Genomic DNA, 25,846 nt, shown 5'->3' on the forward strand with positions numbered 1-25,846 from the left:
GCCGCGTTCGGCGGCGCAGCGCCGCTACGCCGCGGCCACCGCGTCCAGGCGCTGCAGCACAGTGTCTTTGCCGATCAGCGCCAGCACGGCATCCACTGCTGGTGTCTGCGTCTGACCGACCACGGCCACGCGCAACGGAATCGCCAGTTGCGGCATTTTCAGGCCGCGCTCGGCCAGCACCGTCTTGATCAGCGCCGAAATCGCATCCTTCGTCCAGTCGGCGCCACGCGCGCGTTGTGCAAAATCGGCCAGCGCCTCGCGCGCCGGCGGCGTCAGGTGCTGCTCGGCGAGTTCGGCAGGGGCAGGCTGGTACGGCTTGCAGAACAGCAGGGCGGCCTCGGCCAGCTGCTCGAGCGTTTCGGCGCGGTCTTTCAACAGAGCCACGGCTGCGGCCAGGTCCACCGCCGCCGGGTTGCCGCCGCGCCGCTGGATGCGCGGCGCCACACGCGCCGCCAGTTCGGCGTCATCCATCTGCTTGATGTAGTGCGCATTGACCCAGTTCAGTTTTTTCGGGTCCCACTGCGAGGCCGATTTCGACAGATTGCGGGTATCGAACCATTGCACGAGCTGCTCGCGCGTAAACAGTTCGTCATTGCCGTGGCTCCAGCCCAGTCGCGCCAGGTAGTTCACCATGGCTTCGGGCAGATAGCCCTGCGCGTCGTATTCCATGACATTGACCGCGCCATGGCGCTTGGAAAGCTTCTCGCCATCCGGGCCCAGGATCATGGGCACGTGGCCGTATTCCGGCAGTTCGGCGCCCAGCGCGCGCAGGATGTTGATCTGGCGCGGCGTGTTGTTGACGTGGTCGTCGCCTCGCAGCACATGCGTGATGCCCATGTCCCAGTCATCGACCACAACGCAGAAGTTGTAGGTGGGCGTGCCGTCGGGCCGCGCGATGATCAGGTCGTCGAGCTCGGCGTTATCGAAGCTGATCGGGCCCTTGACCATGTCGTTCCAGCCCGTGGCGCCGTCTTGCGGGCTCTTGAACCGCACCACCGGCTGGCGGCCGGCCGGCACGGGCGGCAACGTCTTGCCCGGCTCGGGCCGCCAGGTGCCGTCGTAGCGGGGCTTGGCGCCCCGGGCGCGCGCCGCTTCCCGCATGGCTTCCACTTCTTCGGGCGAGCTATAGCAGTAATAGGCGGTGCCGTCGCGCAGCATCTGCGCGATGACCTCGCGGTAGCGGTCCATGCGCTGCATTTGATAAAACGGCCCTTCGTCGGGCTGCATGCCCAGCCAATCCATGCTGTCCAGAATGGCTTGCACCGCTTCCGGGGTGGAACGTTCGACGTCGGTATCTTCGATGCGCAGGACGAATACGCCGTTGTGGTGGCGGGCAAACGCCCAGGCGAACAGCGCCGTGCGCGCGCCGCCCAGGTGCAGAAAGCCTGTGGGCGACGGTGCGAAGCGGGTACGGATGGTGGCAGGGGTAGCAGTCATAGAGGCAGCAAAAAGCAGGGTGGCGGGCCGCGTACGGGTCGCGGGAAATGCACCGGCGCGGTCATGGCGGCCCGGTGCCCGTCTTGTTACGATGGCCGTATTTTAGATGACGGCCCCGATTCGCCCATGCTGCGACATGCGCTTGCCCCGTTGTTCGAGCCTCGATCGCTGCTGATCGTCGCCGACCGGCTGTTGCCGTTGGCCGACACATTGCCCGCGGCGCTGCGCGGACGCACCACTCGCATCGACGCGGCGGTTGGGGTGGCGCCCGAACTCCCGTCGGCCTGCGAAGGCCTGGCCGACGGCCAGCGGCCCGATCTGGCCATTGTGTGCGTGTCCCCCGCGGTGCTGCCCGAAACGCTGCGTCGCCTGGCGCCGTTGCGCCCGCACGCGGCCATCGTGCTGCCGCATGAACTGCCAGACCCCTACCCGGGCGGCACCCTGGCCCTTTGCCGCACCTGGGCGCAGGAAACCGGCTGCGCGCTGCTGGGGCCGCGCGCCTTCGGGGCGCAGCGTCCGCACGCCGGGCTGAATCTCAGCCAGCATCCCGCCCTGGCCCGCCCGGGCAGGGTGGCGCTGGTGGCGCAGTCGCGTTCCATCACCGCCGCGGTCATGGATTGGGCCGAAGACGTGCACATCGGGTTTTCCACCGCCGTGTCGTTGGGCGACGAAGCCGTGGTCGGCCTGGCGCAGGTGCTCGACTTCCTGGCCAGCGACCCGCGCACCGACAGCATCGTGCTGTACCTTGAAGAACCCGGCGCCACGCGCGAATTCATGAGCGCGCTACGGGCCGCGGCCAGTATCAAGCCCGTCATCGTGCTCAAGGCCGGGCGCGATGGCCCGCCGGGCAGCGACGCCACGCTCGACGCGGCACTGCGGCGCGCCGGCGCGGTGCGGGTGCGATATTTTGTGCAGCTGTTCTCTGCCGTAAAGGTGCTGGGCTACAAGCGCCGTCCGCGCGGGCGGCGCGTGGCGCTGCTTTCCAACGGCAGCGGCCCGCCGCAGCTTGCGTTGGATCTTATCGGGCCCGATGCGGCGGTGCTCAAGGCCGAACTGGCGCCCGCCACCCGGCGCGCGCTGGCCGGCCTGCTGGAACCGGACGCGGCTACCGACAATCCCGTCATCACCTATGTTCCGCTGACGCCCGAACGTGTTCGCGTGGCACTCGAATGTCTCATCGACGACAGCGGTGTCGACGGCGTGCTGGTGCTGCTGGCTCCCGATGCGCTGGCCGACATGCCGGCGGTGGCGCGCCAGCTGGCGGAGCTGACGCCCAAGGCCTCCAAGCCTGTGGTCAGCTGTTTCATGGGCGATGCCGGCATGCGACCTCTGCGCCGCATGCTTGACGATGCCGGCACGCCGGCGTTCCGCACGCCGGAGTCGGCCGCCGACGCCTTCGGCGTGCTGGCCACGCACTATTACAACCAGCAGTTGCTGCTGCAGACGCTGCCGCCCGAGCCCCCCAGCCGGCTGCCCGACATCGCCCGGGCGCGCACCATCGTCGAACGCGCCCGCGCGCAGGGCCGCGTTGATCTGTCGGCCTCCGAATGCCGCAGTCTGCTTGACGCGTTCTACGTTCCCTTGCGTGACGTGCCGCCCGGCGTGCTGCCCGGCGAGCCCGAATCGCGGCCCATGGCGATCCGTGTGCGACGCGACCCCCGCTTCGGGCCGGTCATCCAGTTCGGCGCGGGCGGCCCCGACGCCGTGCTGGCCAGCGGCACCGACCGCGGCATGGACCTGCCGCCCCTCAACAGTTTCCTGGCCCGCCAGCTGATCGAGCGCAGCCGGGCGTGGCGCCGTGTGTTCGCCCCGAAGCTCACCGGTGCGGCGGCCGAGGCCGTGCAGCAGGCGCTGGTGCAGGTGTCCGAGCTGATTTCAGAACTGCCCGACGTAGAAACGCTCGACATCGATCCGCTGTACGCAGGCGAAACGCTGTTGCGCGCGGCAGAGCTGCGCGTCACGCTGTGCGCCCAGCCCGGCTGCGCCACGCCCCAGGCCAGCGGCTATCCGCACATGGCCATACACCCGTATCCGGCCCGGCTGGTGCGAGCCCGCCAGTTCGACGACGGCACCGAATGGGTGATCCGGCCAATTCGTCCCGAAGACGCCCAGAGCCTGCAGGAATTCATCCGGGGCCTGTCCGAACAGTCGCGATATATGCGGTTCGTGTCCATGATGCGCGAGCTCACGCCGCGCATGGTGGCGCGCTACACGCAGATCGACTACCACCGCGAACTGGCGCTGGTGGCCACGACCCAGGTGCCCAATCCGGCCAACCGCGGGCATCCGCGCGAAGTCATCATTGGTTTTGCGCACTACCTGCGCAACGCCGACGGGCGCGGCGCCGAATATGCCCTGGTCATCGGCGACGAATGGCAGCGCCGCCGGCTGGGCGGCCAATTGATGCAGGCCCTGATCGACGCCGCGCGCGAACAGGGCCTGGAATATATCGACGGGTTGGTGCTGGCCAATAACCGCCCCATGCTGACCCTTATGACGCGCCTGGGCTTTACCAACGACCCCGACCCGGAAGATCCCACCATGCGGCGGGTATGGCTGCCGCTGGCATCCGCGCAGACGGGCCGGGCCGGCGCCTGAGGCGGCTGCTGAACGGCCGTCTCAGGCGCGCGGGAAGGGCGTCAGCCGGCGAGCACTTCCCGCAGGAACGCCGCGATATCCGCGATTTCCGGCGCGCACACCGAATGCGGCATGGGGTAGGTATGCCAGCGCACGTCGTGGCCCTGCGCCTGCAAGTGCGCAAGCGTCGCCTGGGCGCGCGGCAGCGCCACGACGGGGTCGAACGTGCCATGGGCCAGGAAGATCGGCGTGTCGGCATTGGCCGCGTGGCGCTCGGCCGCCGCAAGATCCAGCAGGGGCAGATAGCCCGACAGGCCGATCATGCCGGCCAGCTTTTCTTCCAGGCGCAGCCCGGTGTGCAGCGTCATTGCGCAGCCCTGCGAGAAGCCGGCCAGCACGATGCGCGACGTGGGAATGCCGCGCGCATTCTCGCGTGCGATCAACGCACGCACGGCGGCTTCCGAACGCCGGATGCCCGCTGCGTCTTCCTGGCGGACCAGGTCGGTGACCAGGATGTCGTACCACGACCGCATGGCCATGCCGCCGTTGATCGTCACGGGCTGTACAGGCGCGTGTGGAAAAACAAAACGCACCGCAGGGGCGGAACCCAGGCCCAGTTCGGGCACGATGGGCGCAAAGTCGTTGCCGTCGGCGCCCAGGCCGTGCAGCCAGATCACGGCATGCGTGGGATTGGGGGCGGTTTCGATCTCGATGCCGTCGAGCAGGGCGGATTGATCGCTCATAGGTATTCCAATCAATAAGAGAAGACGGGCCGCACAAGCGCGGCGGGCCGGCGGGTCAGGCGGTCAGGGCCTTCAGGGCCTGGAACAGGGCACGGTAGTGCTTGCGCTGCGGTTCCTGGCCGGGCTGCAGATTGGCATTGTGCTGCGCTTCCTTGCGCGCCGCGCGGATGGTGGCCCGCAATTGTTGTACGTCGGCGCCGGGGTGGTCTTCGAGCAGCTTCGTCAGCGCCTCGTCGTCTTGCAGCAGGCGCTCGCGCAGGGTTTCCAGCCGGTGCATGGCGGCCGTTTCTTCGCGCGAGCCGTTCTGCCAGGTATCGAGCTGCGCGCGGATTTCTTCGGCCGGCGCGTCGCGCATCAGCTTGCCCACGAAGTGGGTCTGGCGGCGGCGGCCTTCGCGACTGGTCGTGCGTTGCGCCAGGCGGATGGCTTCGTACAGGCGTTCGGCCAGGGGCAACTGTTTCAACCTGTCGTCGGGCAGGTCTATCAGTTGCTTGCCCAGGTCGAGCAGGGCATGCATTTCGCGCTTGACCTGCGATTTGCTGGGGCGGTCGTAGCCGTTGTCGTCGAAGCCGGGTTCGGCCGGATCAGGAATAGGGGAAGTCATGGGAACAGCGTAGACACAGACTTGGCTATGATAACCGTCTCTGTACACTGGACTGCAATGGTCAATTCTTCCTCCTCCTCACTGCCCCTGGCCGCCAACCACGCGCGCTTCAGCGAATTAATCGAACAGGTTCTTGCGCACGCGCGCCAGATCGGCGCCAGCGACGCCGCGGCCGAAGTTTCCGAAAGCCTTGGCCTTTCGGTTACGGCGCGCAAGGACGATATCGAAACCGTCGAGCAGACTCGCGACCGCTCACTGGACCTCACCGTCTACGCCGGCAATAGCCGCGGTTCGGCCTCGACATCCGACTTCTCCGATGCGGCGCTGCGCCAGACCGTCGAGGCAGCCTGGCACATCGCGCGCCACACGGCCGCCGATCCGGCCGCCGGGCTGCCGGACGCCGAGCACCTGGCCACCGACATCCCCGACCTGGCCTTGCACTATGCCTGGCCGGTCAGCACCGAGCAGGCGGCCGAGCTGGCGCTGCGCGCCGAGCGCGCTGCCCGCGCGGTCGATCCGCGCATCAGCAATACCGACGGCGCGACGGTCGGCACGTACGAAGGCCAATTCGTCATGGGCAATACGCGCGGCTTCCTGGGCGGCTACCCGTATTCGCGCCACAGCCTGTCCGTGGCGCCCATCGCCGGGCGCGGCAACAACATGCAGCGCGATTATTGGTACACGTCCGAGCGCGACCCGGCCCGCCTGGCGGCGCCCGAGGCCGTCGGCCGCTATGCCGCCGAGCGCACGCTGTCACGCCTGTCGGCGCGGCGCATACGCACCGGCAAATTCCCGGTGCTGTTCGAGGCGCCCCTGGCGTTGGGCCTGCTGGGCGCGTTGACGCAGGCCGCCAGCGGCGGAGCCCTGTACCGCAAAGCCAGCTTCCTGGTCGACTCGCTGGGCAAACCCATTTTTGCCAGCCACATCGACGTGGCCGAAGACCCGCATGTACCAGGAGCCATGGGCAGTTCGCCGTTCGACGACGAAGGCGTGCGCACGCGGGCGCGCAGTGTTGTATCGGGCGGCGTGCTGGAAGGCTATTTCCTGTCCAGCTATACCGCACGCAAGCTGGGCATGGTTACCACCGGCAACGCCGGCGGCTCGCACAACCTGACCCTTACATCGCGCCTGACCCGGCCCGACGATGATTTCGAGGCCATGCTGCGCAAGCTGGGCACGGGATTCCTGGTCACCGAGCTCATCGGGCAGGGCGTCAACTACGTCACGGGCGACTATTCCCGGGGCGCATTCGGGTATTGGGTCGAAAACGGCAAAATCCAGCACGCGGTGCAAGAAGTCACCATTGCCGGCAATCTGGCCGACATGTTCCGCCAGATCGTGGCCGTAGGGGCGGACACCATCGCCCGCGGCACCAAGCGCACCGGCTCCATCCTGATCGAACAGATGTCGATCGCGGGCGCCTGACACGCGCCGCAGGGGGGCGGGGCCCGGCCGGGGCCGCCCCCTGCGCGGGCCGGGAAATTTCCGCATCCCTGATCCGCGGAAACCCCGCATAGAGCCAATTTTTAACAGCGTGTAATATCTGCGGCGTATCGCATCTGCGGCGTATCGCATCTGCGGCGTATCGCCCGCGATATCCCATACCGAGTTGCCACCGAGGAGCCAACCCATATGCAACGTCGTTCCTTTCTGAAACATGCCGGCCTGGGCGCCGTGGCGGGTAGCGCCGCGGTTGCCGCACCGGTATTCGCGCAAGACGCGCCCACCCTGAACTGGCGCATGGCCTCCAGCTTTCCGCGCAGCCTGGATACGCTGTTCGGCACTGGCGAGATCTTCTGCAAGTTCGTGAACGAAGCCACGGCCGGCAAGTTCACCATTCGCCATTTCCCTGGCGGCGAAATCGTGCCTGCGCTGCAGGTGATGGATTCAGTCTCCAACAACACGATCGAATGCGGACACACGGTGTCCTATTACTACTACGGCAAAAGCCCGGCATTCTGCTTTGACGCGGCGGTGCCTTTCGGCCTGAACGCGCGCCAGATGAACGCCTGGATGTTCGACGGCGACGGCATGAAGCTGACGCGCGAAATGTTCGCGCCGCACAAGATCATCAACTTCCCGATGGGCAACACGGGCGTGCAGATGGGCGGCTGGTACCGCAAGGAAATCAAGTCCGTCGACGACCTGAAGGGCCTGAAAATGCGCACCGCGGGTTTCGCGGGCGAGGTGCTCTCGCGCCTGGGCGTGGTGCCGCAGCAGCTGGCGGGCGGCGACGTCTACCCGTCGCTGGAAAAAGGCACGCTCGACGCGGTGGAATTCGTCGGCCCGTACGACGATGAAAAGCTGGGCTTCAACAAGGTCGCCAAGTATTACTACTACCCGGGTTGGTGGGAGGGCGGTCCCCAGGTGTCGCTGTACCTGAACGAAGGCGCCTGGAACAGCCTGCCCAAGTCGTACCAGGCCATCGTCGAAGCCGCCAGCCGCGTGGCCCACGTGGCCATGACGTCGCGCTATGACGCCGTCAACCCCGGCGCGCTGCGCAAGCTGGTCGCCGCGGGCGCCGAACTGCGCCCGTTCCCGCGTTCGGTCATGGATGCGTCGTACGCGGCTGCTCAAACGGTGTACAAAGAGTTTTCGGACAAAGATCCGAAGTTCAAGGCGCTGTACGAGAACTACATGGGCTTTCGCGACAGCGTGGTGCCCTGGTTCCGGCTTGCCGAAGGCTCGTACGACCAGTACCTGGGCGTGGCGATGTCGGCCAACAAGTAAGTCTGGCTGCTGGCGGCCTGCCTGCAAGCGGGCCGCCCGGATGTCGGGGCGGGCTGCGGCTCGCCCCGATTTTTTTGTTCGCCGGTTTCGGGTGCTCATATATCCAGGGCTTCAGAGGGTGGCACGCTGTGAGTGCTTGCCGGGGCCGTCCTGGGTGGTCTGGGCAGGCGGGGGCGGCGCACGTGCGTCGGGCTCGGGCGCATGCAGGCGCCCTCGGCCGGCTATGCCGGCTGCCCCGCCGCCCAACGCGCCGCCCCGGCCTGCCCAGACCACCCAGGACTACGGAGAAGCAGGCCGTGGCGTCTTGTCTTCAGACTCAATGGCCAGCGTGGCAGCCCCGGGACGCTGCCACTGCAACCTTCACGCGAGTGCACCGGCACCAATTTGCCCTTCTGTGAGCCAGGGCGTGCCGCAGTGGGGCCGGACGAGTTGACCGGCGGGGCAGCCGGCGCAGCCGGCCGAGGGCGCCTGTATGCGCCCGAGCCCGACGGGCTTTGCCCGGCCCCACTGCGGCACGCCCTGGCTGCTGAAAAACTCAAATCGCGGTTTCCCGAGAGCGTCCCAGCCCCCACAACCTGCCCAATACTTGCGCAATCGTGCTAGAATCATCAGCTTTCCCTTATTCCGGTTCGCGGCACGGGCGGGTAATAACGCTTAGGCCTGTGGCGGGTTCATTCCCAAAACACACCGAAACCAGGGAAAAATTCTTGCCTGGCTTTTCCGGCAAGAAAAATTTTCTACTTAGGAACCATCATGAAGACCTTTGTGGCCAAGCCGCATGAAGTCCAGCGTGACTGGTTTGTGATCGACGCCAAGGGCAAAGTCCTCGGTCGTGTGGCCAGCGAAGTCGCACGCCGCCTGCGTGGCAAGCACAAACCCGAATTCACGCCGCACGTTGACACCGGCGATTACATCGTCATCATCAACGCCGCTGAAATCGTCGTCACGGGTAACAAGGCGCAAGACAAGAAGTACTTCCGCCACACCACCTACCCGGGCGGTATCCGTGAAACGAACTTCGAGAAAATGCAGCAGCGTTTTCCCGGCCGCGCCATCCAGAAGGCTGTCAAGGGCATGCTGCCCAAGGGTCCGCTGGGCTACGCCATGATCAAGAAACTCAAGGTGTACGCCGGTGCCGAGCACCCGCACACCGCTCAGCAGCCCAAGCCGCTGGAATTCTAAGGAAACGCCATGATCGGTAACTGGAACTACGGAACCGGCCGTCGCAAAACCTCGGTGGCTCGTGTTTTCATCAAGAAAGGGTCGGGCAAGATCATCGTCAACGGCAAGCCCGTCGACGAATTCTTCGCTCGTGAAACCGGCCGCATGATCGTGCGTCAGCCGCTCGAGCTCACCGGCCACCTGGAATCGTTCGACATCAAAGTCAACGTCCATGGTGGTGGTGTCACCGGCCAGGCCGGTGCCGTGCGTCACGGCATCACCCGCGCCCTGATCGACTACGACGCGGCGCTCAAGCCCGCGCTGTCGCAGGCTGGCTTCGTCACTCGCGACGCCCGTGAAGTCGAACGCAAGAAAGTCGGCTTCCGCAAGGCTCGTCGGCGCAAGCAGTTCAGCAAGCGCTAATGTCCTGCAAAAAGGCCGCGAAAGCGGCCTTTTTGTTTATGCGCCTGCTCATGCACCGGCCGTTGCATCTAGCCGCCGCGCGCTAGCGATACAATTGTTTTTCGTCTTACGGAAGCACTCACCATGGCCCAGGCATCGAATTCCCGTATCAAGGTCGGCATTGTCGGCGGCACCGGCTATACCGGCGTCGAACTGCTGCGCCTGCTGTCACAGCACCCCCACGTCGAACTCACCGCCATCACGTCGCGCAAAGAAGACGGCATGGCAGTGGCCGACATGTATCCCAATCTGCGCGGGCGCGTGAAGCTGGCTTTCTCTACGCCCGAAAAAGCCAGGCTTACCGATTGCGACGTGGTGTTCTTTGCCACGCCGCACGGCGTGGCCATGGCTCAAGCCCAGGAACTGCTCGCCGCCGGCACGCGCATCATCGACCTGGCCGCGGATTTCCGCCTGCAGGACACGGCCGCGTTCGAGCGCTGGTACAAAATGCCGCACGCATGCCCCGATGTGCTGTCCGAGTCGGCCTATGGCCTGGTCGAGCTCAATCGCGACGCCGTGGCCAAGGCGCGCGTGGTGGGCAACCCCGGCTGCTACCCCACCACGGTGCTGCTGGGCCTGGCCCCGGTGCTCGAAAACGGCGCGCAGCTGGTAGATACGCAAACCCTCATCGCCGACTGCAAGTCCGGCGTGTCGGGCGCAGGGCGCAAAGCCGAAGTGGGTTCGCTGTTTTCAGAAGCCAGCGACAACTTCAAGGCCTATGGCGTCGCGGGCCACCGCCACCACCCCGAAATCACCGAGCAGCTCGAAAAGCTGGCGGGCGGCAAGGTGGGGCTGACGTTCGTGCCGCACCTGGTGCCCATGATACGCGGCATGTATTCGACGCTGTATGCGCGCATCCGTCCCGAAGCCATGGACACCGACTTCCAGGCCCTGTACGAAAAGCGCTACGCCGACGAACCCTTTGTCGACGTCATGCCTGCCGGCAGCCTGCCCCAAACGCGTTCCGTGCGGGCGTCCAACAACCTGCGCATCGCGCTGCACCGTCCGCAGGGCTCGGGCCTGCTGGTGGTGCTGGTGGTGCAGGACAACCTCGTCAAGGGCGCTTCGGGCCAGGCGGTGCAGAACATGAACCTGATGTTCGGCCTGCCCGAATCCGCCGGGCTCGAGCACGTTGCCATTCTGCCGTAATGCCGGCCGGGCCCGCTGCGCCACGCATCCGGCCCGCCAGTCGTAATGCAGCCCGCACCCGATCCCGCCGTCGCACAGCGTACGCAATCGGCCTGGCGCTGGCCGGCGTTGTTGTGCGTGCTGGTTATGGGGCTGGCGCTGGGCGCGGCGGCGGGTTGGTGGTACGCGGGCCAATCCGCGGCCTCGGACAACACCGTCGTGGTCACGTCCGCCCAGATGGCCGCGCACGAAGCCGCCTTGCGCCAGAGTCAGGCCGAAGTCCGTTTCCTGCGGGCCCAGCTTGATACAGCCGATGGCGAAATCGCCATCGAGCGCGCCGCGCGCCAAGAGCTCGAAGCCCAGTTGCGCGCCGCCACTACCGAGTTGGGCGCCGTGCGCGACCGGCTCGCCTTTTTTGAACAGTTGCTGCCGCCGGGGCCGGAGGGCGCGGTCGATATCCGAGGCGCCGAACTCCAGCGCGAAGGGCCCGGCCTGAAGTACCGGGTCCTGCTGATGCGCAGCGGCCGTGGCGACAGCCCTTTCATCGGCATGCTGCGCTTCCAGGCGGCGGGCGTGCTCAAGGGGGAAACGGTATCAGTAGACCTGGTTCCGATGCAGCTCAAGACCGATACGCCGGCCGACCCCGGCGCCGTGCCCGCATCGGGCGGCGGGCCGCTGGCGCTGCAATTCGACCAATACCAGCGCAGCGAAGGGGTGCTGGAAATCCCCGCGGGTTTTGTCCCCGAAACAGTGACGATCAGCGTGCTCGAGGGCAGCACCGTACGCGCCTCGCGCACGGTCAAGCTCGAATTTTGAGCCTCGCCCCGTCTGCGCTATAGTGAACACATAGATGGCGGCGCGTCCGCCTGCCTAATATACGGCCCCACGCGGCCAGGAGCTCTACCATGAATGCTGTCACCGAAACCGTCGACCTCCAGGCGCCTCCGTCGCCGCTGGTCTTCACCGATTCCGCCGCGGCAAAGGTCAAAGACCTGCTGCTCGAAGAAGGCAACCCCGAACTGAAACTGCGCGTGTTCGTGCAGGGCGGGGGCTGTTCGGGTTTCCAGTACGGCTTCACGTTCGATGAAGCCGTCAACGACGACGACACCGTGCTCGACAAGAACGGCGTGCAGTTGCTGGTCGACCCCATGAGCTTCCAGTATCTGGTCGGCGCCGAAATCGACTACAAAGAAGATCTCGAAGGCGCCCAGTTCGTCATCCGCAACCCGAACGCCAGCACCACCTGCGGCTGCGGATCTTCGTTCTCGGTGTAAGTCAGCCCCGCCAGGCTGCATGCAAGCCCCCGGCATGGGGGCTTTTTCATTTTGCGCCGGCCTACGCCGGATACAGCGCGCCCAATACACGCGGCCCGCGCGCGCCGGTAACCTGCGGCACGCCGGCTGGCGTGCGGTCTAGGAAGGCTTGCGCCAGCCATGCGAATGCCAGCGCTTCGACCCATTGGGCGGGAACGCCTTCGGCGTCGGTGGGCTTTACGGGCCTTTGCAGGCAAGCAGCCAGTTCGCGCATCAGCCCCGGGTTACGCGCGCCGCCTCCGCACACCAGCACGTCGACGGCGCCCGGGGCGGCCTGATGCAGGGCGTCGGCGACAGTCTGCGCGGTAAACCGCTGCAGGGTGGCCTGCACGTCGGCTGGCGCTGGCGCGGGGCCCCCATAGCTGCGCATGCGCTCATCCAGCCACGCGGCGTTGAAAAGGTCGCGCCCGGTGGATTTGGGAGCAGGTAGTGCCAGCCAAGGCTCGCTGGCCAGCAGGTGGTCAAGCAAGTGTTGCAGGACACGTCCGCTGGCTGCCCACTGGCCCGCGTCGTCATAGGGCTGGCCGGTGTGGCGCTGGCACCAGAGGTCCAGCAGTACGTTGGCCGGGCCGGTGTCCAGGCCGCGCGGCGCCGCACCGGGCGATAGCAGTGTCAGGTTCGCGATACCGCCCAGGTTGAGCACGGCGCGTTCGTGGGCGGCCTGGAACATGGCCGCATGGAACGGCGGCACGAGCGGCGCGCCTTGCCCGCCGGCCGCCACGTCGCGGCTGCGGAAATCGGCCACCACATTGATGCCGGTGAGTTCGGCCAGCAATGCCGGGGCGTTCAACTGCACCGTATAGGCCAGGTCGGGCCGATGGCGTACGGTTTGCCCGTGCGCGCCGATGGCGCTGACAGCGCCGGCTTCTGTGCCGGACTGGGCCAGCAATGCCCGCACGGTTTCGTCGTACAGGCGCGCCAGCGCCTGCCCTGCCAGCATGGCGCGGTGCAGTTCGTCGGCGCCGCTGCGGTTCAGCGCCAGCAGCTCATCGCGCAGCGGCCCCGGCATGGGCAGGGCCGCGGTGGCCAGCACTTCGGGCGCCTGTCCGGGTGCCAGGCGCACCAGCACGCCGTCGGCGCCGTCCATGCTGGTGCCCGACATCAGGCCAATGAAAAGGCGGCCAGCTACGGGCATATGCTGGCCGCCGGATTGCGTCATGGCTGGCGCTGCGCAGCCCTAGCGGCTGGCCACGTTGGTGGCGGCCTCGGGCAGTGTTTGCTGGAATTCCTTCAGCAACGCGATTTGCTGCTTGTAGGGCAGCACCGCCGTCTTGAATTTGGCGGCCTCGGCGGCTTCAAGCGGACGCGACACGGGCAAGTCGGCCGCCAGCGGGTTGACCGGCCGGTTGTCGATCCGGAATTCATAGTGCAGGTGCGGCCCGGTAGCCCATCCGGTAGACCCCACGTAACCGATCAGCTGGCCTTGCGAGACCTTCGAGCCCTTTTTGATGCCGGGCGCGATGCGGCTCTGGTGCGCGTAGACGGTGGAATACTTGCCGAAATGCTTGATGATGACGACGTTGCCGTAGCCGCGCTGCCAGCCGGAGAATTCCACCGTGCCGTCGGCCGTGGAATGGATGGGGGTGCCGGTGGGGGCGGCGTAGTCGACGCCTTTGTGGCCCATCCAGGTCTTGTGCACCGGATGCATGCGCATGCCGAAGGTCGAGCTGATGCGAGAGAACTTCAGTGCCGTGCGCAGGAAGGCGCCGCGCAGGCTGGCGCCCTCGAAATCGTAGTAGCTGCCGCTCTTGCCGTCGGGGCTGAACCAGACGGCGCTGTGCGTCTTGCCATTGTTGACGAATTCCAGGGCCAGGACACGCCCGGCGCCGGCATAACGGCCCTGGTGCGAGCGCACCTCGTAGACGACGCGGAACTGGTCGCCGCGGCGCAGGTCGCGCAGGAAGTCGATCTTGGAGCTGAGGATATCGGCCATCTGCATGGTGACCGAATCGGGGATGCCGGCCGCGTCGGTGGCGCCGAACAGCGACGAGCGGATGGTGCCTACGGCTACGCGCGTCTGGCTTTCGGTGCTGTCGCTGATTTCGCGGGCCGTGTAGGATGTGCTGGAAGGCGTGACCAGGAGCATCCTGGTCGTGACCTGCCCGTTGTTTTCTTCGCCGGGGGTGTGCACATAGCGCAGCCATACCAGCTTGCCTTCGGCATCGGTGGCAGCTTGCACCGAACGGCCGGGATACAGCTTATAGATGCTGCGGGCGTCGGGCGACTGGGTAAGAAAGCGCTGCAGCCCGGGCGCGTCGACCTCGAGCCGTTGCAGCACGGAAGCCAGCGTGTCGCCGGGGCGGATGCGGGTTTCGCTGATATACGGCGCCGCGCTGTCGGTGGCGCTGACGCTGACATCGGTGGGTTCCAGCGACAGCACGCTCTGGATCTGGCGCTGCGGGGGCAGTTCGGTGCGGTCGGGCTGTTGCACCATGCCCAGCGCGGCGGCGCCGGCGAACAGGCCGATGGCGGTAACCAGAAGAGTGCGGCGGATCAGGCCGGGGCGGCGGGACGACGAGGACGCTGAACGGGGGGCGAACAGGGCGGCTATTCTATTGCGGGTGCCGGCCGGGCTGTCTGAGCCTCGATTCATCGTGCGGGACCTTTCAGATGGTACGTTGTGGACTCAGGATGCGGGCGCGGGATGCAGGCTGCCCCTGGCGTGCGTAACGGCACGCGGACGGGCTTGCGCCCCTGCGACGCATCGGGTGAACAACTGGTATGTAACGAAGACAGCTACTGTAACGGCGACAGTTGCGTATGATTAGGGCCGTATCCTAGCCGATTCGGATAGAATTTTCGACCGACTTTAGGCCTTTTTTGGCAGTTTTTACACCTTTTTTGCGCCGTCCGCCCCTGTTTCCCCTTGTTATGTCTCAATCCGAAGCCCCTATTACTCCTGAAGTCGAGGCCGACCTGCGTGTCGCCAAGCGCGGCTGCGACGAACTGCTGGTCGAGTCCGAATTCGCCCGCAAGCTGGCCAACAGCCGCGCCACGGGCGTGCCGCTGCGCATCAAGCTGGGGCTGGATCCCACCGCGCCCGACATCCACCTGGGGCACACCGTGGTGCTCAACAAAATGCGGCAGCTCCAGGACCTGGGGCATACCGTCATTTTCCTGATCGGCGATTTCACCTCGATGATCGGCGACCCCAGCGGGCGCAATTCCACCCGGCCGCCGCTCACGCGCGAGCAAATCGAAGAAAACGCCAAGACCTATTACGCCCAGGCCAGCCTGGTGCTGGATCCGGCGCGTACCGAGATCCGTTACAACTCCGAATGGAGCGATCCGCTGGGCGCCCGCGGGCTGATCCAGCTGGCTTCGCGCTACACCGTGGCGCGCATGATGGAACGCGAAGACTTCACCAAGCGGTTCAAGGGCGGCGTGCCCATCGCCGTGCACGAGTTCCTGTACCCCCTGATGCAGGGCTACGACTCGGTGGCGCTGAAGTCCGACCTCGAGCTGGGCGGCACCGACCAGAAATTCAACCTGCTCGTGGGGCGCGAGCTTCAGAAAGAATACGGCCAGGCGCCGCAATGCGTGCTGACCATGCCGCTGCTCGAAGGCACGGACGGCGTCGAGAAAATGTCCAAGTCCAAGGGCAATTACATCGGCATTTCCGAAACGCCCGAATCCATGTTCGGCAAGCTGATGTCGATTTCCGACACGCTGATGTGGCGGTATTACGAGCTGCTTTCCTTCCGTTCGCTTGAAGATATCGCCGCGCTGAAGGCCGGTATCGATGCGGGGGCCAACCCGCGCGACGCCAAGGTGGCGCTGGCCCAGGAAATCGTGGCGCGCTTCCATTCGCCGCGCGCCGCCGAAGACGCGCTGGCGGCTTTCCAGGCGCGCTTTCGCGATGGCGCCATTCCCGAGAATATCCCCGAAATCAATATGGCCGGCGCGCCGCTCGGCATCCTCAAAGTGCTGCGCGAAGCGGGGCTGGCGGCCTCGGGCGCCGAAGCGCAGCGCAACGTCGAACAAGGCGGCGTACGCGTCAACGGCGACCGCGTTGAAGACAAATCGTTGCAATTACAGGCGGGCACCTACGTGCTCCAGGTGGGCAAGCGCAAGTTCGCTCGTGTTACCTTGGCAGGGTAGGAAGCGCCTACGTTTTCGCAGGAGCACGACATGAAACTATCGAGTCTGTCTTTTTCCGATAACGAATCGATTCCCGATCGCTACGCTTTCGGCAAGATCGACCCGCAGTCGCACGTCGCACTGGCGGAAAACTTCAATCCGCAGTTTTCCTGGGACGACGTACCCGAGGGCACCCAGTCGTTCGCCCTGATCTGCCACGATCCCGACGTGCCGTCCAAGCCCGACGACGTCAACCAGGAAGGCCGCGCCGTGCCGGCCGATCTGCCGCGCGTCGACTTCTTTCATTGGGTGCTCATCGACCTGCCGGCCGACCGTCGCGAAATCGAAGAGGGCTTTTTTTCCAATGGCATCACGCCGCGGGGCAAGGGCGGGCCGCTGGCGCCCGGCGATGCGCGCCAGGGCATCAACGACTACACCACCTGGTTCGCCGCCGACCGCGACATGAGCGGCGACTACTTCGGCTACGACGGGCCTTGCCCGCCCTGGAACGACGAACTGCCGCACCGGTACATATTCACCCTTTATGCCCTGGACGTGCCGCGCCTGGACGTGCAAGGCAACTTCAACGGCCACGATGTGCTCAAGGCCATGCAGGGCCACGTGCTGGCCCAGGCCAGCCTTACCGGCATCTACACCCTCAACCCCGATCTCGCCCCCAAGCAGATCGGCAGCACCTCGGCCTGACGCGCCAACCGCCGGGCGTCAGGCTCCGACGGCGCCTGACATCGCCCGCGCACGGCAGCCGGCGTCAGTAGGTGTCTGGCACCCTGTCGGGAGCCAGACACCTGTGTTGCTACCACTGCAATACCCTGGCTTGCTGTGCGAATTCCAGGTGTCAGGCTCCGAAGGTGCCTGACACCGCCGTGGCCGGCAAAATGAATCTTTCTCACGCTGACTTGAGCCTGCTTGCAGAGTAGCAGGCAGATACGCGCCTTTTGAGCGGCCAAGGGCGATTTTCCATTGATTTTCGGCGTCATGGCGCGGGATGCGGGGCGCTGGCGCGGTAAACTACTGCCCATTCCTCATCCCCGCTTTCCGTCTTTTACGTTCCAGGAACTCCCCGTCATGTTCGACCGCAAACTCACCCTGTCCCAGGTGGACCCCGAAGTCTGGGCCGCCATCCAGAAAGAAGAAGTGCGCCAGGAACAGCATATCGAGCTGATCGCTTCCGAAAACTACGCCAGCCCCGCGGTCATGGCGGCCCAGGGCACCCAGCTGACCAACAAGTATGCCGAAGGCTATCCCGGCAAGCGCTACTACGGCGGCTGCGAATATGTCGACGTGGTCGAGCAACTGGCCATCGACCGCCTGAAGCAGCTGTTTGGCGCCGAAGCCGCCAACGTGCAGCCCAATTCGGGTTCGCAGGCCAATCAGGGCGTATACATGGCTGTGCTAAAGCCGGGTGATACCGTGCTGGGCATGAGCCTGGCCGAAGGCGGCCACCTGACCCACGGCGCCTCGGTCAACGCATCCGGCAAACTGTACAACTTCGTTTCGTACGGCCTGGACGCCAACGAAGTGCTGGACTACGCCCAAGTCGAGCAACTGGCGCGGGAACACAAGCCCAAGCTCATCGTGGCGGGCGCGTCGGCGTACGCGCTGCATATCGATTTTGAACGCCTGGCGCGCATCGCGCACGACAACGGCGCGCTGCTGATGGTAGACATCGCGCACTACGCGGGCCTGGTGGCGGGCGGCGCCTACCCCAACCCGGTGCCCCATGCCGACTTCGTCACGTCCACCACGCATAAGTCGCTGCGCGGCCCGCGCGGCGGGGTCATCATGATGAAGTCCGAATACGAGAAGATCATCAATTCGGCCATCTTCCCCGGGATCCAGGGCGGCCCGCTGATGCATGTCATCGCCGCCAAGGCCGTGGCCTTCCAGGAAGCCCTGTCGCCCGAGTTCAAGCAGTACGCCCAGCAGGTGGTCAAGAACGCCAAGGTGCTGGCCGACACGCTGGTCAAGCGCGGGCTGCGCATCGTGTCGGGCCGCACCGAAAGCCACGTGATGCTGGTCGACCTGCGCCCCAAGGGCATTACCGGCAAGGAAGCCGAGGCGGTGCTGGGCCAGGCGCACATCACGGTCAACAAGAACGCCATCCCCAACGACCCCGAAAAGCCCTTCGTGACCAGCGGTATCCGGCTGGGCACCCCGGCCATGACCACCCGCGGCTTCACGGAAGCCGAGGCCGAGCTCACCGCCAACCTGATCGCCGACGTGCTGGACAACCCGCGCGACGAGGCCAACATCGCGGCCGTGCGCGCCCGGGTCAACGAACTGACCGCCAGCCTGCCGGTGTACGGCGGCTGATCGTCGGCAGGGCGGCGGCCCGGGTGCCGCCGACTGGCGTATATGCATTTCGCGCCGGCCCTTTTGGGCCGGCGTCGTTACAATACGCCAACTATTTCAGTGGGGGCCGGCAATATGAAATGCCCATTCTGCGGCAACGCCGACACACAGGTGGTAGACAGCCGGGTGTCCGAAGAAGGCGATACCATACGGCGTCGCCGCCGCTGCCTGTCCTGTGACAAGCGCTTTACCACGTACGAACGCATCGAACTGGCCATGCCTTCGGTGGTCAAGCGCAACGGCAGCCGAAGCGACTACGACACGGCCAAGCTGCGGGCCAGCCTGTCGCTGGCCTTGCGCAAGCGCCCCGTCAGCACCGAACAGGTCGACAACGTCGTCGCCCGCATCGAAGAAACCCTGCTGGCCAGCGGCCTGCGCGAAGTGCCTACCGAGCGCATCGGCGAACTTGTCATGGCCGAACTCAAGAAGCTCGACAAGGTGGCATATGTGCGATTCGCCTCGGTGTACAAGAACTTCGAAGACATAGGCGAATTCGTCGATGCCATCCGCGAAATGCAGGGCCCCATGCTGCCGGGCAAGCTGCGCGGAAATAATCAGGCAGGGCGGCGCTAGCGCCTTATCGGCCTGCACATCATGACGGCCGCGCCGCGCAAGGATGCCATGACGGGCGCGCCCGCAGGCAGCCTGTGCCGCGGCCCGGGTCCGGCGGATTTCCCCACGTTTGAATCGACCGACTTCGCGGGCGTGGGGTCGTTCTATTTCGACCTGGCCAGGCTGCAGGAAAGGCCCGAGATCCCGCGGGGATTTCCGCACCGGCACGCCTACTACCACATCCTTTGGATGACACGTGCCCAAGGCACGCATATGGTTGATTTTCAGCACCTGGACGTGCGGGATCGATCGGTGTTTTTTCTGGGGCCGGGCCAGTTGCACGCGTGGAGTTCGTCCGTGCCTCCGGCAGGCTATGTGCTGAATATCAGCACCGCGTTTTTTACGCATATGTTCCCGCGCGCCGATGACATCGCCAAGTTTCCGTTCTTTCATCCGGCCGGGGGGCAGCCGGTGCTGTACCTGAGCCCCCCGCAGCATGACGACATGGCGCCTTTGCTGCAGGCCATGGAGCAGGAAATGCAGACGCGCCAGGCGGGATACTACGACGTCGTGCGCTCTTACCTGCTTATCCTGCTGACGCGGCTGCGACGCCTGTATGCCCTGGACGATCATGCGCTCCGGGCGGGGCGTAGCTATCCCCTGGCCAGGCGGTTTGCGTTGCTGGTCGAAGAACACTACCTGGACCTGCGCAGCATCTGCGACTACGCAGATGCACTGGCGGTCAGCGAGCGACAGTTGAACGACGCCGTCAAACGAACCACGGGCCGAACCGCCAGTCGTGTAGTGCACGAACGTCTGGTGCTGGAGGCCAAGCGCTTGCTGGCCAACACCGAGCTGGGCATCGCCGAGATCGCCTTCCAGCTCAATTTCGAAGACCCGGCGTATTTCGCCCGTTTCTTCAAGAAGCATACGGCGCTCACGCCGGGGCAGTTCCGCGCTGATACCCGCGACTTGCGGGCCTGAGCGACGGAAAAGTGCAACTCAAGCTCTGATTCGTCCTAACGGTATCGGGCCGTTCCTGCATAAAGTGTGCAGCACGCGAGAGGCTGCGGCCGCATCCGGCAACCGGCATCTCGGGATACGAACGATGCGCCCCGCTCGACGGGCCGCCCCAGGAGACAAGAGCATGAAACCCCTTTTCGCCCATCTGTTGCGTCCTGCGCTTGCCGCGGCGCTTACCTTCGGCTGCGCGGCGGCGGCCGCTTTCCCCGATCGCCCCGTGCGGATCATTGTTCCGTTCGCCGCAGGCGGCGCCACGGATGTCATTGCGCGCACCGTGGCACAGGAAATGGCGGCGAAGCTGGGCCAGCCCGTCATCGTCGAGAACCGTGCCGGCGCCAATGGCAATATCGGCGCCAGCGCCGCGGCCCGGGCGGATGCCGATGGGTACACGCTGTTGATGGCCACGTCCAGCCACGCCATCAACGCTACCCTGTACCGCGACCTGGACTACAGCCTGACCAGGGATTTCGTCGGCCTGTCCAACCTGGCGTCCGTGCCGCTGCTGCTGGTAGTCAACCCCCAGGTGCCTGCCACTACTGCGCAGGATATGTCGGCCTACCTGCGCAAGCACGGCGACCGCCTGGCCTACGCGTCCGGCGGCACGGGCACGGCGGCGCACCTGGCCGGCGCGCAATTCAACGCATTGTCGCAGGCCAGCGCCACGCATGTGCCGTACAAGGGCGGCGCGCTGGCGCTGAACGACCTGGTCGGAGGCCAGGTGCAGTTCATGTTCGCCAATCTGCCAGAAGTGCTGGCGCATGTGCAGGCCGGCCGTCTCAAGCCGGTTGCCGTCACCGGCCAACAGCGCCACGCGGCGCTGCCCGACGTGCCCGCCTTTGCCGAGACGCCCTTTGACAAGATGACGGCGCGGTCCTGGTTCGGGCTGTTCGTGCGTGCGGGCACGCCCCAGTCCGCCGTGGAACGCCTGTCTGCCGCGATTGTGGAGAGCGTGTCCGCCCCTGCGGTGCAGGCCAGGCTCAAGGGCCTGGGCGCCGACCCTGTCGGCGACGGCCATGCCGCCTTCACCCCTTACGTGGCGCAGGAAGTCGACCGCTGGCGGGCCCTGGTCGTGGCGTCCGGCGCTTCGCCCAACTGATCCGGCGCTGGCTGGCCGCCCTCGGCGGCCGGTTCCCCGCCTTCTTATGTTCGCTCTGGAGATTCCATGCTTTACGACGTCAGAACCTATACATGCCAGCCCGGCAAGATCAAAAAGCACTTGGCGTTGTACGCCGAATACGGCTATGCGGTACAACGCCGCCACCTGGGCGAACCACTGGCGTATATGCAGACCGAAACGGGCGACGTCAACAGCTACGTACATATCTGGGTGTATGAAGACGCCGCGGATCGGGCGCGCAAGCGCATGGCGTTGCAGGCCGACCCCGAATGGGCTGCCTACCTGGCCCGCAGCAGTGAAGCGGGGTACCTGGTGGCGCAGCGCAATCAGCTGATGGTGCCGGTGCCGTTCTTCAAGCCAGGTTCCTGAGACCGGGCCGCCGGGCTGCGGCGGCCAGCTCGGCAGCCCGACGGCCGCCTGCTCTTGCGGCGGAGCATACAATCTCAGGCGTGATCGATTTTTCCGACCCCGACGACCTGATCTGGATGCGGCGCGCCCTGGCGCTGGCCCGCACCGTGATGACATCCACCACGCCCAATCCGCGCGTGGGGTGCGTGATCGTGCGCGACGGGCGGATACTGGGCGAGGGCGCCACACAGCCGCCCGGCGGCCCGCACGCCGAAGTCTGCGCGCTGCGCGATGCCCAGGCGCGCGGCGAATCGGTAAAGGGCGCCACGATGTATGTCACGCTCGAGCCCTGCAGCCATCATGGCCGTACGCCGCCTTGTGCCGATGCCGTCATTGCGGCCCGGCCGGCGCGCGTCGTGGTGGCGATGGGCGATCCCAACCCGCAGGTGGGCGGCCGCGGCCTGGCGCGGCTGCGCGAGGCCGGCATCGTGGTCAGCACGGGCGTCTGCCACGACGAGGCGCTGGAAATCAACGCCGGCTTCGTGGCCCGCATGAGCCGGGGCACGCCATGGACGTGGGTCAAGATGGCCACGTCGCTGGACGGCCGCAGCGCTTTGCACAACGGCGTTTCACAGTGGATTACCGGCGAAGCGGCGCGGGCCGATGGCCATGCGTGGCGCGCGCGCAGCTGCGTTGTGCTGACCGGCATGGGCACGGTGCAGAAAGACAATCCGCAACTGAACGTGCGCAGCGTCGCCACCTTGCGGCAGCCGCCGCGTGCCGTAGTGGACGGCCGTTTTGCCATTGCCGAAGACGCGCGCCTGTTCGACGGGGGCGATGTCATTATTTTCACGGCGCAGCCCGATGCCGCCAAGGCGGCGCGCCTGGCTCGGCGCAACGTGCGCGTGGTTGCCCTGCCTGATGCCCACACCGGCCGCGTCGACTTGCCCGCCATGATGCGCTGGCTGGGCGAACACGATTTCAACGAGGTGCATGTCGAGGCCGGCGCGGGCCTGGGCGGCGCGCTCGTGTCCGCCGGGTGCGTCGACGAGCTGCTGGTGTACCTGGCGCCGGTGTTGCTGGGCGATGCCGCCGCCATGTTGCGGCTGCCGCTGATCGAACATCTGGACAGCGCCCGACGCTTTGAATTCACCGACCTGGCGCGCATAGGCCCCGATTTGCGCCTGCGCGCGCGTGATCCGGCCCGCTGGCAAGCGTTGCAACGCCAGACAGTGTGCCGTTGATCCCTTCAGACACATTTACAGCAGGAGACTGATCCATGTTTACTGGACTGGTAGCGGCGGTAGGCCGCATCGTCCGCGTCGAACCGCTGGCAGACAATGCAGCGGGCGGCGTCCGCCTGCACATCGATGCGGGCGAGCTCGATCTGGCCGATGTGCGTATCGGCGATTCCATTGCCGTGCAGGGCGCCTGCATGACGGTCGTGGCGATGCAGGGCCAGGTTTTCCAGGTCGACGTGTCGCGGGAAAGCCTGAATCTGACCACGGGCCTGGATAGCCAGGGTGAAGTCAATCTGGAAAAGTCGCTGCGGGTGGGCGACCAGATCGGCGGCCACCTGGTATCGGGCCACGTCGATGGGCTGGGCGAAGTGCTGCGGTTCGATACGGCGGGCGAATCGCGCGAACTGGTCATTCGCGCGCCCACGTCGCTGGCGCGATACCTGGCCTATAAGGGTTCCATCACCGTCAATGGCATCAGCCTTACGGTGAACCGGGTGGCCGATACAGCCGAAGGGTGCGAGATCAGCATCAACATCATCCCGCATACGCAGGCCGTCACCACGTTGCGTGCCGTGCAGCCGGGCGATCGCGTCAACCTCGAGGTGGACACCATTGCGCGATACGTCGCGCGCATGATGTCGTTGCCTCGCTGATTGTCATTTTCTGCGCGGCAGCCGGCCTACGATCACAACTAGTATGCCGGTCGGCTGCTAGCGCTTGCAAGTGTGCGCTGCCAAAGCGGCGCAACGGGCCCGCCGCTTGCTACGGTACGACTCAAGCGTGGCAAGGCGCCCGTATGTCGAAACGTGTTGGAATGAATCTTTCCAGATTCGCGGAACTGTTTCGATGTAGGGTAGCCTAACCGATAAGAAGCTCGTCAGCCCTAGCTGTGGTGTGTGGCGAAAGCAACATATCAAGATGATGTGCATGACCCCATAACCAGAAAGTCTGGCTACATCATGCGTTCAGGCACACAATGGGGCAACGGACTTTTTAACCGACCAGGCCATGCGTTGTAGGAGGTTATCCGTGCAAAACATCGTCGAAGGCTTCAAGTCGCTGTACGCGAAAGACCAGGAAACCGAACTTTCCCTCGAGGAATACCTGGCTCTGGCCAGAGAAGACCCCATGGCCTATGCCAGCCCGGCAGAACGCATGCTGGCGGCGATAGGCGAACCCGAACTGGTCGACTCCCGCAACGATCCACGGCTGTCCAGGCTGTTCTCCAACCGGATCGTGCGTCGCTACCCCGCGTTCAAAGAATTCTTCGGCCTGGAAGAAGTCATCGACCAGATCGTGGCTTTCTTCAAGCATGCTGCGCAGGGCCTGGAAGAGCGCAAGCAGATCCTGTATCTGTTGGGGCCGGTAGGCGGCGGCAAGTCGTCGATTGCCGAGCGGCTGAAGGCGCTGATGGAAGCCTACCCCATCTATGCGCTCAAAGGCTCGCCGGTAAATGAATCGCCGCTGGGGCTGTTCCATCCCGACCGGTTCGGCAATACGCTCGAAAAAGAATACGGCATTCCGCGCCGGTATCTCAGCGGCATCATGTCGCCGTGGGCCGTGAAACGCCTGAAGGAATTCGAAGGCGATATATCGAAGTTTCGCGTGGTGCGCCTGAATCCGTCGGTATTGCGGCAGATAGGCATCGCCAAGACCGAGCCGGGCGACGAAAACAACCAGGACATCTCGTCGCTGGTTGGCAAGGTCGACATCCGCAAGCTGGACCGCCACTCGCAAGACGACCCCGACGCCTATAGCTACTCGGGCGGCCTGTGCCTGGCCAACCAGGGGCTGCTGGAATTTGTCGAGATGTTCAAGGCGCCCATCAAGATGCTGCATCCCTTGCTGACGGCCACGCAAGAAGGCAACTTCAAGGGCACCGAGGGTTTTTCCGCTATTCCGTTCAACGGCATCATCCTGGCGCACTCGAACGAATCCGAATGGCAGACCTTCCGCAACAACAAGCACAACGAGGCCTTCCTTGACCGCATTTATATCGTCAAGGTGCCGTACTGCCTGCAGATAACCGAAGAGGTCGAGATCTACAAAAAGCTGCTGCGCAACAGCTCGCTGGCCACGGCGCCTTGCGCGCCGGGCACCCTGGAAATGATGGCGCAGTTCTCGGTGCTGACGCGCCTGAAAGAACCCGAGAACTCCAGCGTTTATTCCAAGCTGCGCGTGTACGACGGCGAGTCGCTCAAAGACGTCGACCCCAAGGCCAAGGCCTTGCAAGAATACAAAGACTACGCGGGCACCGACGAAGGCATGACGGGCGTATCCACGCGCTTTGCCTACAAGATCCTGTCCAGCGTGTTCAACCACGACCAGACTGAAGTGGCCGCCAACCCGGTGCACCTGATGTACGTGCTTGAACAGCGCATTGCCCGCGAAGACTACCCTGAAGAAATCCGGCGCCGCTATCTGGATTTCATCAAGGGCTACCTGGCGCCGCGGTATGCCGAGTTCATCGGCAAGGAAATCCAGACCGCCTACCTGGAATCGTATTCCGAGTACGGGCAGAACATCTTCGACCGGTACGTCACGTTTGCCGATTGCTGGATACAGGACGAAGAATTCCGCGACCCCGAAACCGGAGAAAGTTTCGATCGCAGCGCGCTGAACGACGAACTCGAGAAAATCGAGAAGCCCGCCGGCATCGCCAACCCCAAAGACTTCCGCAACGAGATCGTCAACTTCGTGCTGCGCGCCCGCGCCAACAACGCCGGCCGCAACCCCAACTGGACCAGCTACGAAAAGCTGCGCGAAGTGATCGAGAAGAAAATGTTCTCGAACACCGAAGACCTGCTGCCTGTCATATCCTTCAACGCCAAGGCTTCCGCAGAAGACAAGAGCAAGCACCAGAGCTTTGTCGACCGCATGGTGGAAAAGGGGTATACCGAAAAGCAGGTACGCCTGCTGTGCGAATGGTACCTGCGCGTAAGGAAGTCATCCTGAGC

Annotated in this window: 23 protein-coding genes; 18 read left to right on the forward strand and 5 right to left on the reverse strand. The window is 65.2% G+C overall.

Translation table 11 applies throughout. The features are described 5' to 3' along the window. Positions 1-24: 24 nt before the first annotated feature. A complete protein-coding gene (gene gltX / locus CAL19_RS01690) occupies positions 25-1,437 on the reverse strand; it encodes a glutamate--tRNA ligase (RefSeq protein ID WP_170941485.1) in 1,413 nt (470 codons plus the stop codon). 126 nt (positions 1,438-1,563) lie between these two features. Here gltX and CAL19_RS01695 point away from each other — a divergent pair, with 126 nt between their 5' ends. After that, positions 1,564-4,035, forward strand: a complete 2,472-nt coding sequence (locus tag CAL19_RS01695; protein WP_094795836.1) for a GNAT family N-acetyltransferase — start codon at positions 1,564-1,566, stop codon at positions 4,033-4,035. 41 nt (positions 4,036-4,076) lie between these two features. Here the strand turns inward: CAL19_RS01695 and CAL19_RS01700 are convergent, their stop codons facing one another. Together CAL19_RS01700 and yjgA are read right to left on the reverse strand one after the other, a co-directional pair. Continuing rightward, positions 4,077-4,757 (reverse strand): alpha/beta hydrolase, encoded by a 681-nt coding sequence (locus CAL19_RS01700; RefSeq protein WP_026640696.1) that lies wholly within the window; start codon positions 4,755-4,757, stop codon positions 4,077-4,079. Positions 4,758-4,812: 55 nt separating this feature from the next. Continuing rightward, a complete protein-coding gene (gene yjgA, locus CAL19_RS01705) occupies positions 4,813-5,361 on the reverse strand; it encodes a ribosome biogenesis factor YjgA (protein ID WP_094795837.1) in 549 nt (182 codons plus the stop codon). A 57-nt stretch (positions 5,362-5,418) separates the two neighbouring features. Here yjgA and pmbA point away from each other — a divergent pair, with 57 nt between their 5' ends. The 7 genes from pmbA (at position 5,419) to erpA (ending at position 12,116) form a co-directional block, all read left to right on the forward strand. After that, entirely contained in the window at positions 5,419-6,786 is a 1,368-nt protein-coding gene (gene pmbA, locus CAL19_RS01710; protein ID WP_094795838.1) for a metalloprotease PmbA, read from the forward strand. Positions 6,787-6,993: 207 nt separating this feature from the next. Beyond that, entirely contained in the window at positions 6,994-8,091 is a 1,098-nt protein-coding gene (locus CAL19_RS01715; protein ID WP_026640699.1) for a TRAP transporter substrate-binding protein, read from the forward strand. A gap of 753 nt (positions 8,092-8,844) precedes the next feature. Further along, complete coding sequence (gene rplM, locus CAL19_RS01720; RefSeq protein WP_026640700.1) at positions 8,845-9,273, forward strand: 50S ribosomal protein L13; 429 nt, start codon at positions 8,845-8,847, stop codon at positions 9,271-9,273. 9 nt (positions 9,274-9,282) lie between these two features. Beyond that, positions 9,283-9,675, forward strand: a complete 393-nt coding sequence (gene rpsI, locus CAL19_RS01725) for a 30S ribosomal protein S9 (protein ID WP_026640701.1) — start codon at positions 9,283-9,285, stop codon at positions 9,673-9,675. A 123-nt stretch (positions 9,676-9,798) separates the two neighbouring features. Next, on the forward strand, positions 9,799-10,863 hold the full coding sequence (argC, locus tag CAL19_RS01730; RefSeq protein ID WP_094795839.1) for an N-acetyl-gamma-glutamyl-phosphate reductase: 1,065 nt from the start codon (positions 9,799-9,801) through the stop codon (positions 10,861-10,863). A 45-nt stretch (positions 10,864-10,908) separates the two neighbouring features. Further along, positions 10,909-11,658 carry a DUF6776 family protein gene (locus CAL19_RS01735; RefSeq protein ID WP_094795840.1) on the forward strand — a complete coding sequence of 250 codons (750 nt, stop codon included), beginning with the start codon at positions 10,909-10,911 and terminating at the stop codon, positions 11,656-11,658. An 89-nt stretch (positions 11,659-11,747) separates the two neighbouring features. Further along, the gene (gene erpA / locus CAL19_RS01740; RefSeq protein ID WP_026640704.1) at positions 11,748-12,116 is read left to right on the forward strand and encodes an iron-sulfur cluster insertion protein ErpA; all 369 of its coding nucleotides are present in this window, start codon (positions 11,748-11,750) and stop codon (positions 12,114-12,116) included. A 61-nt stretch (positions 12,117-12,177) separates the two neighbouring features. Here erpA and CAL19_RS01745 read toward each other — a convergent pair whose 3' ends face one another. Continuing rightward, the gene (locus CAL19_RS01745) at positions 12,178-13,314 is read right to left on the reverse strand and encodes an anhydro-N-acetylmuramic acid kinase (protein ID WP_094795841.1); all 1,137 of its coding nucleotides are present in this window, start codon (positions 13,312-13,314) and stop codon (positions 12,178-12,180) included. A gap of 18 nt (positions 13,315-13,332) precedes the next feature. Next, on the reverse strand, positions 13,333-14,748 hold the full coding sequence (locus tag CAL19_RS01750) for a M23 family metallopeptidase (protein WP_094795842.1): 1,416 nt from the start codon (positions 14,746-14,748) through the stop codon (positions 13,333-13,335). Positions 14,749-15,026: 278 nt separating this feature from the next. On the opposite strand from CAL19_RS01750, the gene tyrS reads away from it, so the two are divergent. From tyrS to CAL19_RS01800, 10 genes are all read left to right on the forward strand, one after another. After that, positions 15,027-16,256, forward strand: coding sequence for a tyrosine--tRNA ligase (tyrS, locus tag CAL19_RS01755; protein WP_026640707.1), 1,230 nt, complete (start codon positions 15,027-15,029; stop codon positions 16,254-16,256). Between the two features lie 30 nt (positions 16,257-16,286). After that, positions 16,287-16,940 carry a YbhB/YbcL family Raf kinase inhibitor-like protein gene (locus tag CAL19_RS01760; protein ID WP_026640708.1) on the forward strand — a complete coding sequence of 218 codons (654 nt, stop codon included), beginning with the start codon at positions 16,287-16,289 and terminating at the stop codon, positions 16,938-16,940. 381 nt (positions 16,941-17,321) lie between these two features. Further along, complete coding sequence (glyA, locus tag CAL19_RS01765) at positions 17,322-18,569, forward strand: serine hydroxymethyltransferase (protein WP_094795843.1); 1,248 nt, start codon at positions 17,322-17,324, stop codon at positions 18,567-18,569. Positions 18,570-18,683: 114 nt separating this feature from the next. Continuing rightward, positions 18,684-19,181, forward strand: coding sequence for a transcriptional regulator NrdR (gene nrdR, locus CAL19_RS01770; protein ID WP_026639348.1), 498 nt, complete (start codon positions 18,684-18,686; stop codon positions 19,179-19,181). Between the two features lie 21 nt (positions 19,182-19,202). After that, the gene (locus CAL19_RS01775; protein WP_249276238.1) at positions 19,203-20,144 is read left to right on the forward strand and encodes a helix-turn-helix domain-containing protein; all 942 of its coding nucleotides are present in this window, start codon (positions 19,203-19,205) and stop codon (positions 20,142-20,144) included. Between the two features lie 163 nt (positions 20,145-20,307). Then, on the forward strand, positions 20,308-21,279 hold the full coding sequence (locus tag CAL19_RS01780) for a tripartite tricarboxylate transporter substrate binding protein (protein ID WP_094795844.1): 972 nt from the start codon (positions 20,308-20,310) through the stop codon (positions 21,277-21,279). A 66-nt stretch (positions 21,280-21,345) separates the two neighbouring features. Then, entirely contained in the window at positions 21,346-21,669 is a 324-nt protein-coding gene (locus CAL19_RS01785; RefSeq protein WP_026639345.1) for an NIPSNAP family protein, read from the forward strand. An 80-nt stretch (positions 21,670-21,749) separates the two neighbouring features. Next, a complete protein-coding gene (gene ribD / locus CAL19_RS01790) occupies positions 21,750-22,892 on the forward strand; it encodes a bifunctional diaminohydroxyphosphoribosylaminopyrimidine deaminase/5-amino-6-(5-phosphoribosylamino)uracil reductase RibD (RefSeq protein ID WP_419670184.1) in 1,143 nt (380 codons plus the stop codon). 35 nt (positions 22,893-22,927) lie between these two features. Further along, positions 22,928-23,542, forward strand: a complete 615-nt coding sequence (locus CAL19_RS01795; RefSeq protein ID WP_026639343.1) for a riboflavin synthase — start codon at positions 22,928-22,930, stop codon at positions 23,540-23,542. 376 nt (positions 23,543-23,918) lie between these two features. Then, positions 23,919-25,844 (forward strand): PrkA family serine protein kinase, encoded by a 1,926-nt coding sequence (locus CAL19_RS01800; protein ID WP_170941486.1) that lies wholly within the window; start codon positions 23,919-23,921, stop codon positions 25,842-25,844. Positions 25,845-25,846: the final 2 nt, after the last annotated feature.

It is taken from the genome of Bordetella genomosp. 7 (assembly GCF_002261265.1).
Classification (GTDB): domain Bacteria; phylum Pseudomonadota; class Gammaproteobacteria; order Burkholderiales; family Burkholderiaceae_B; genus Bordetella_A.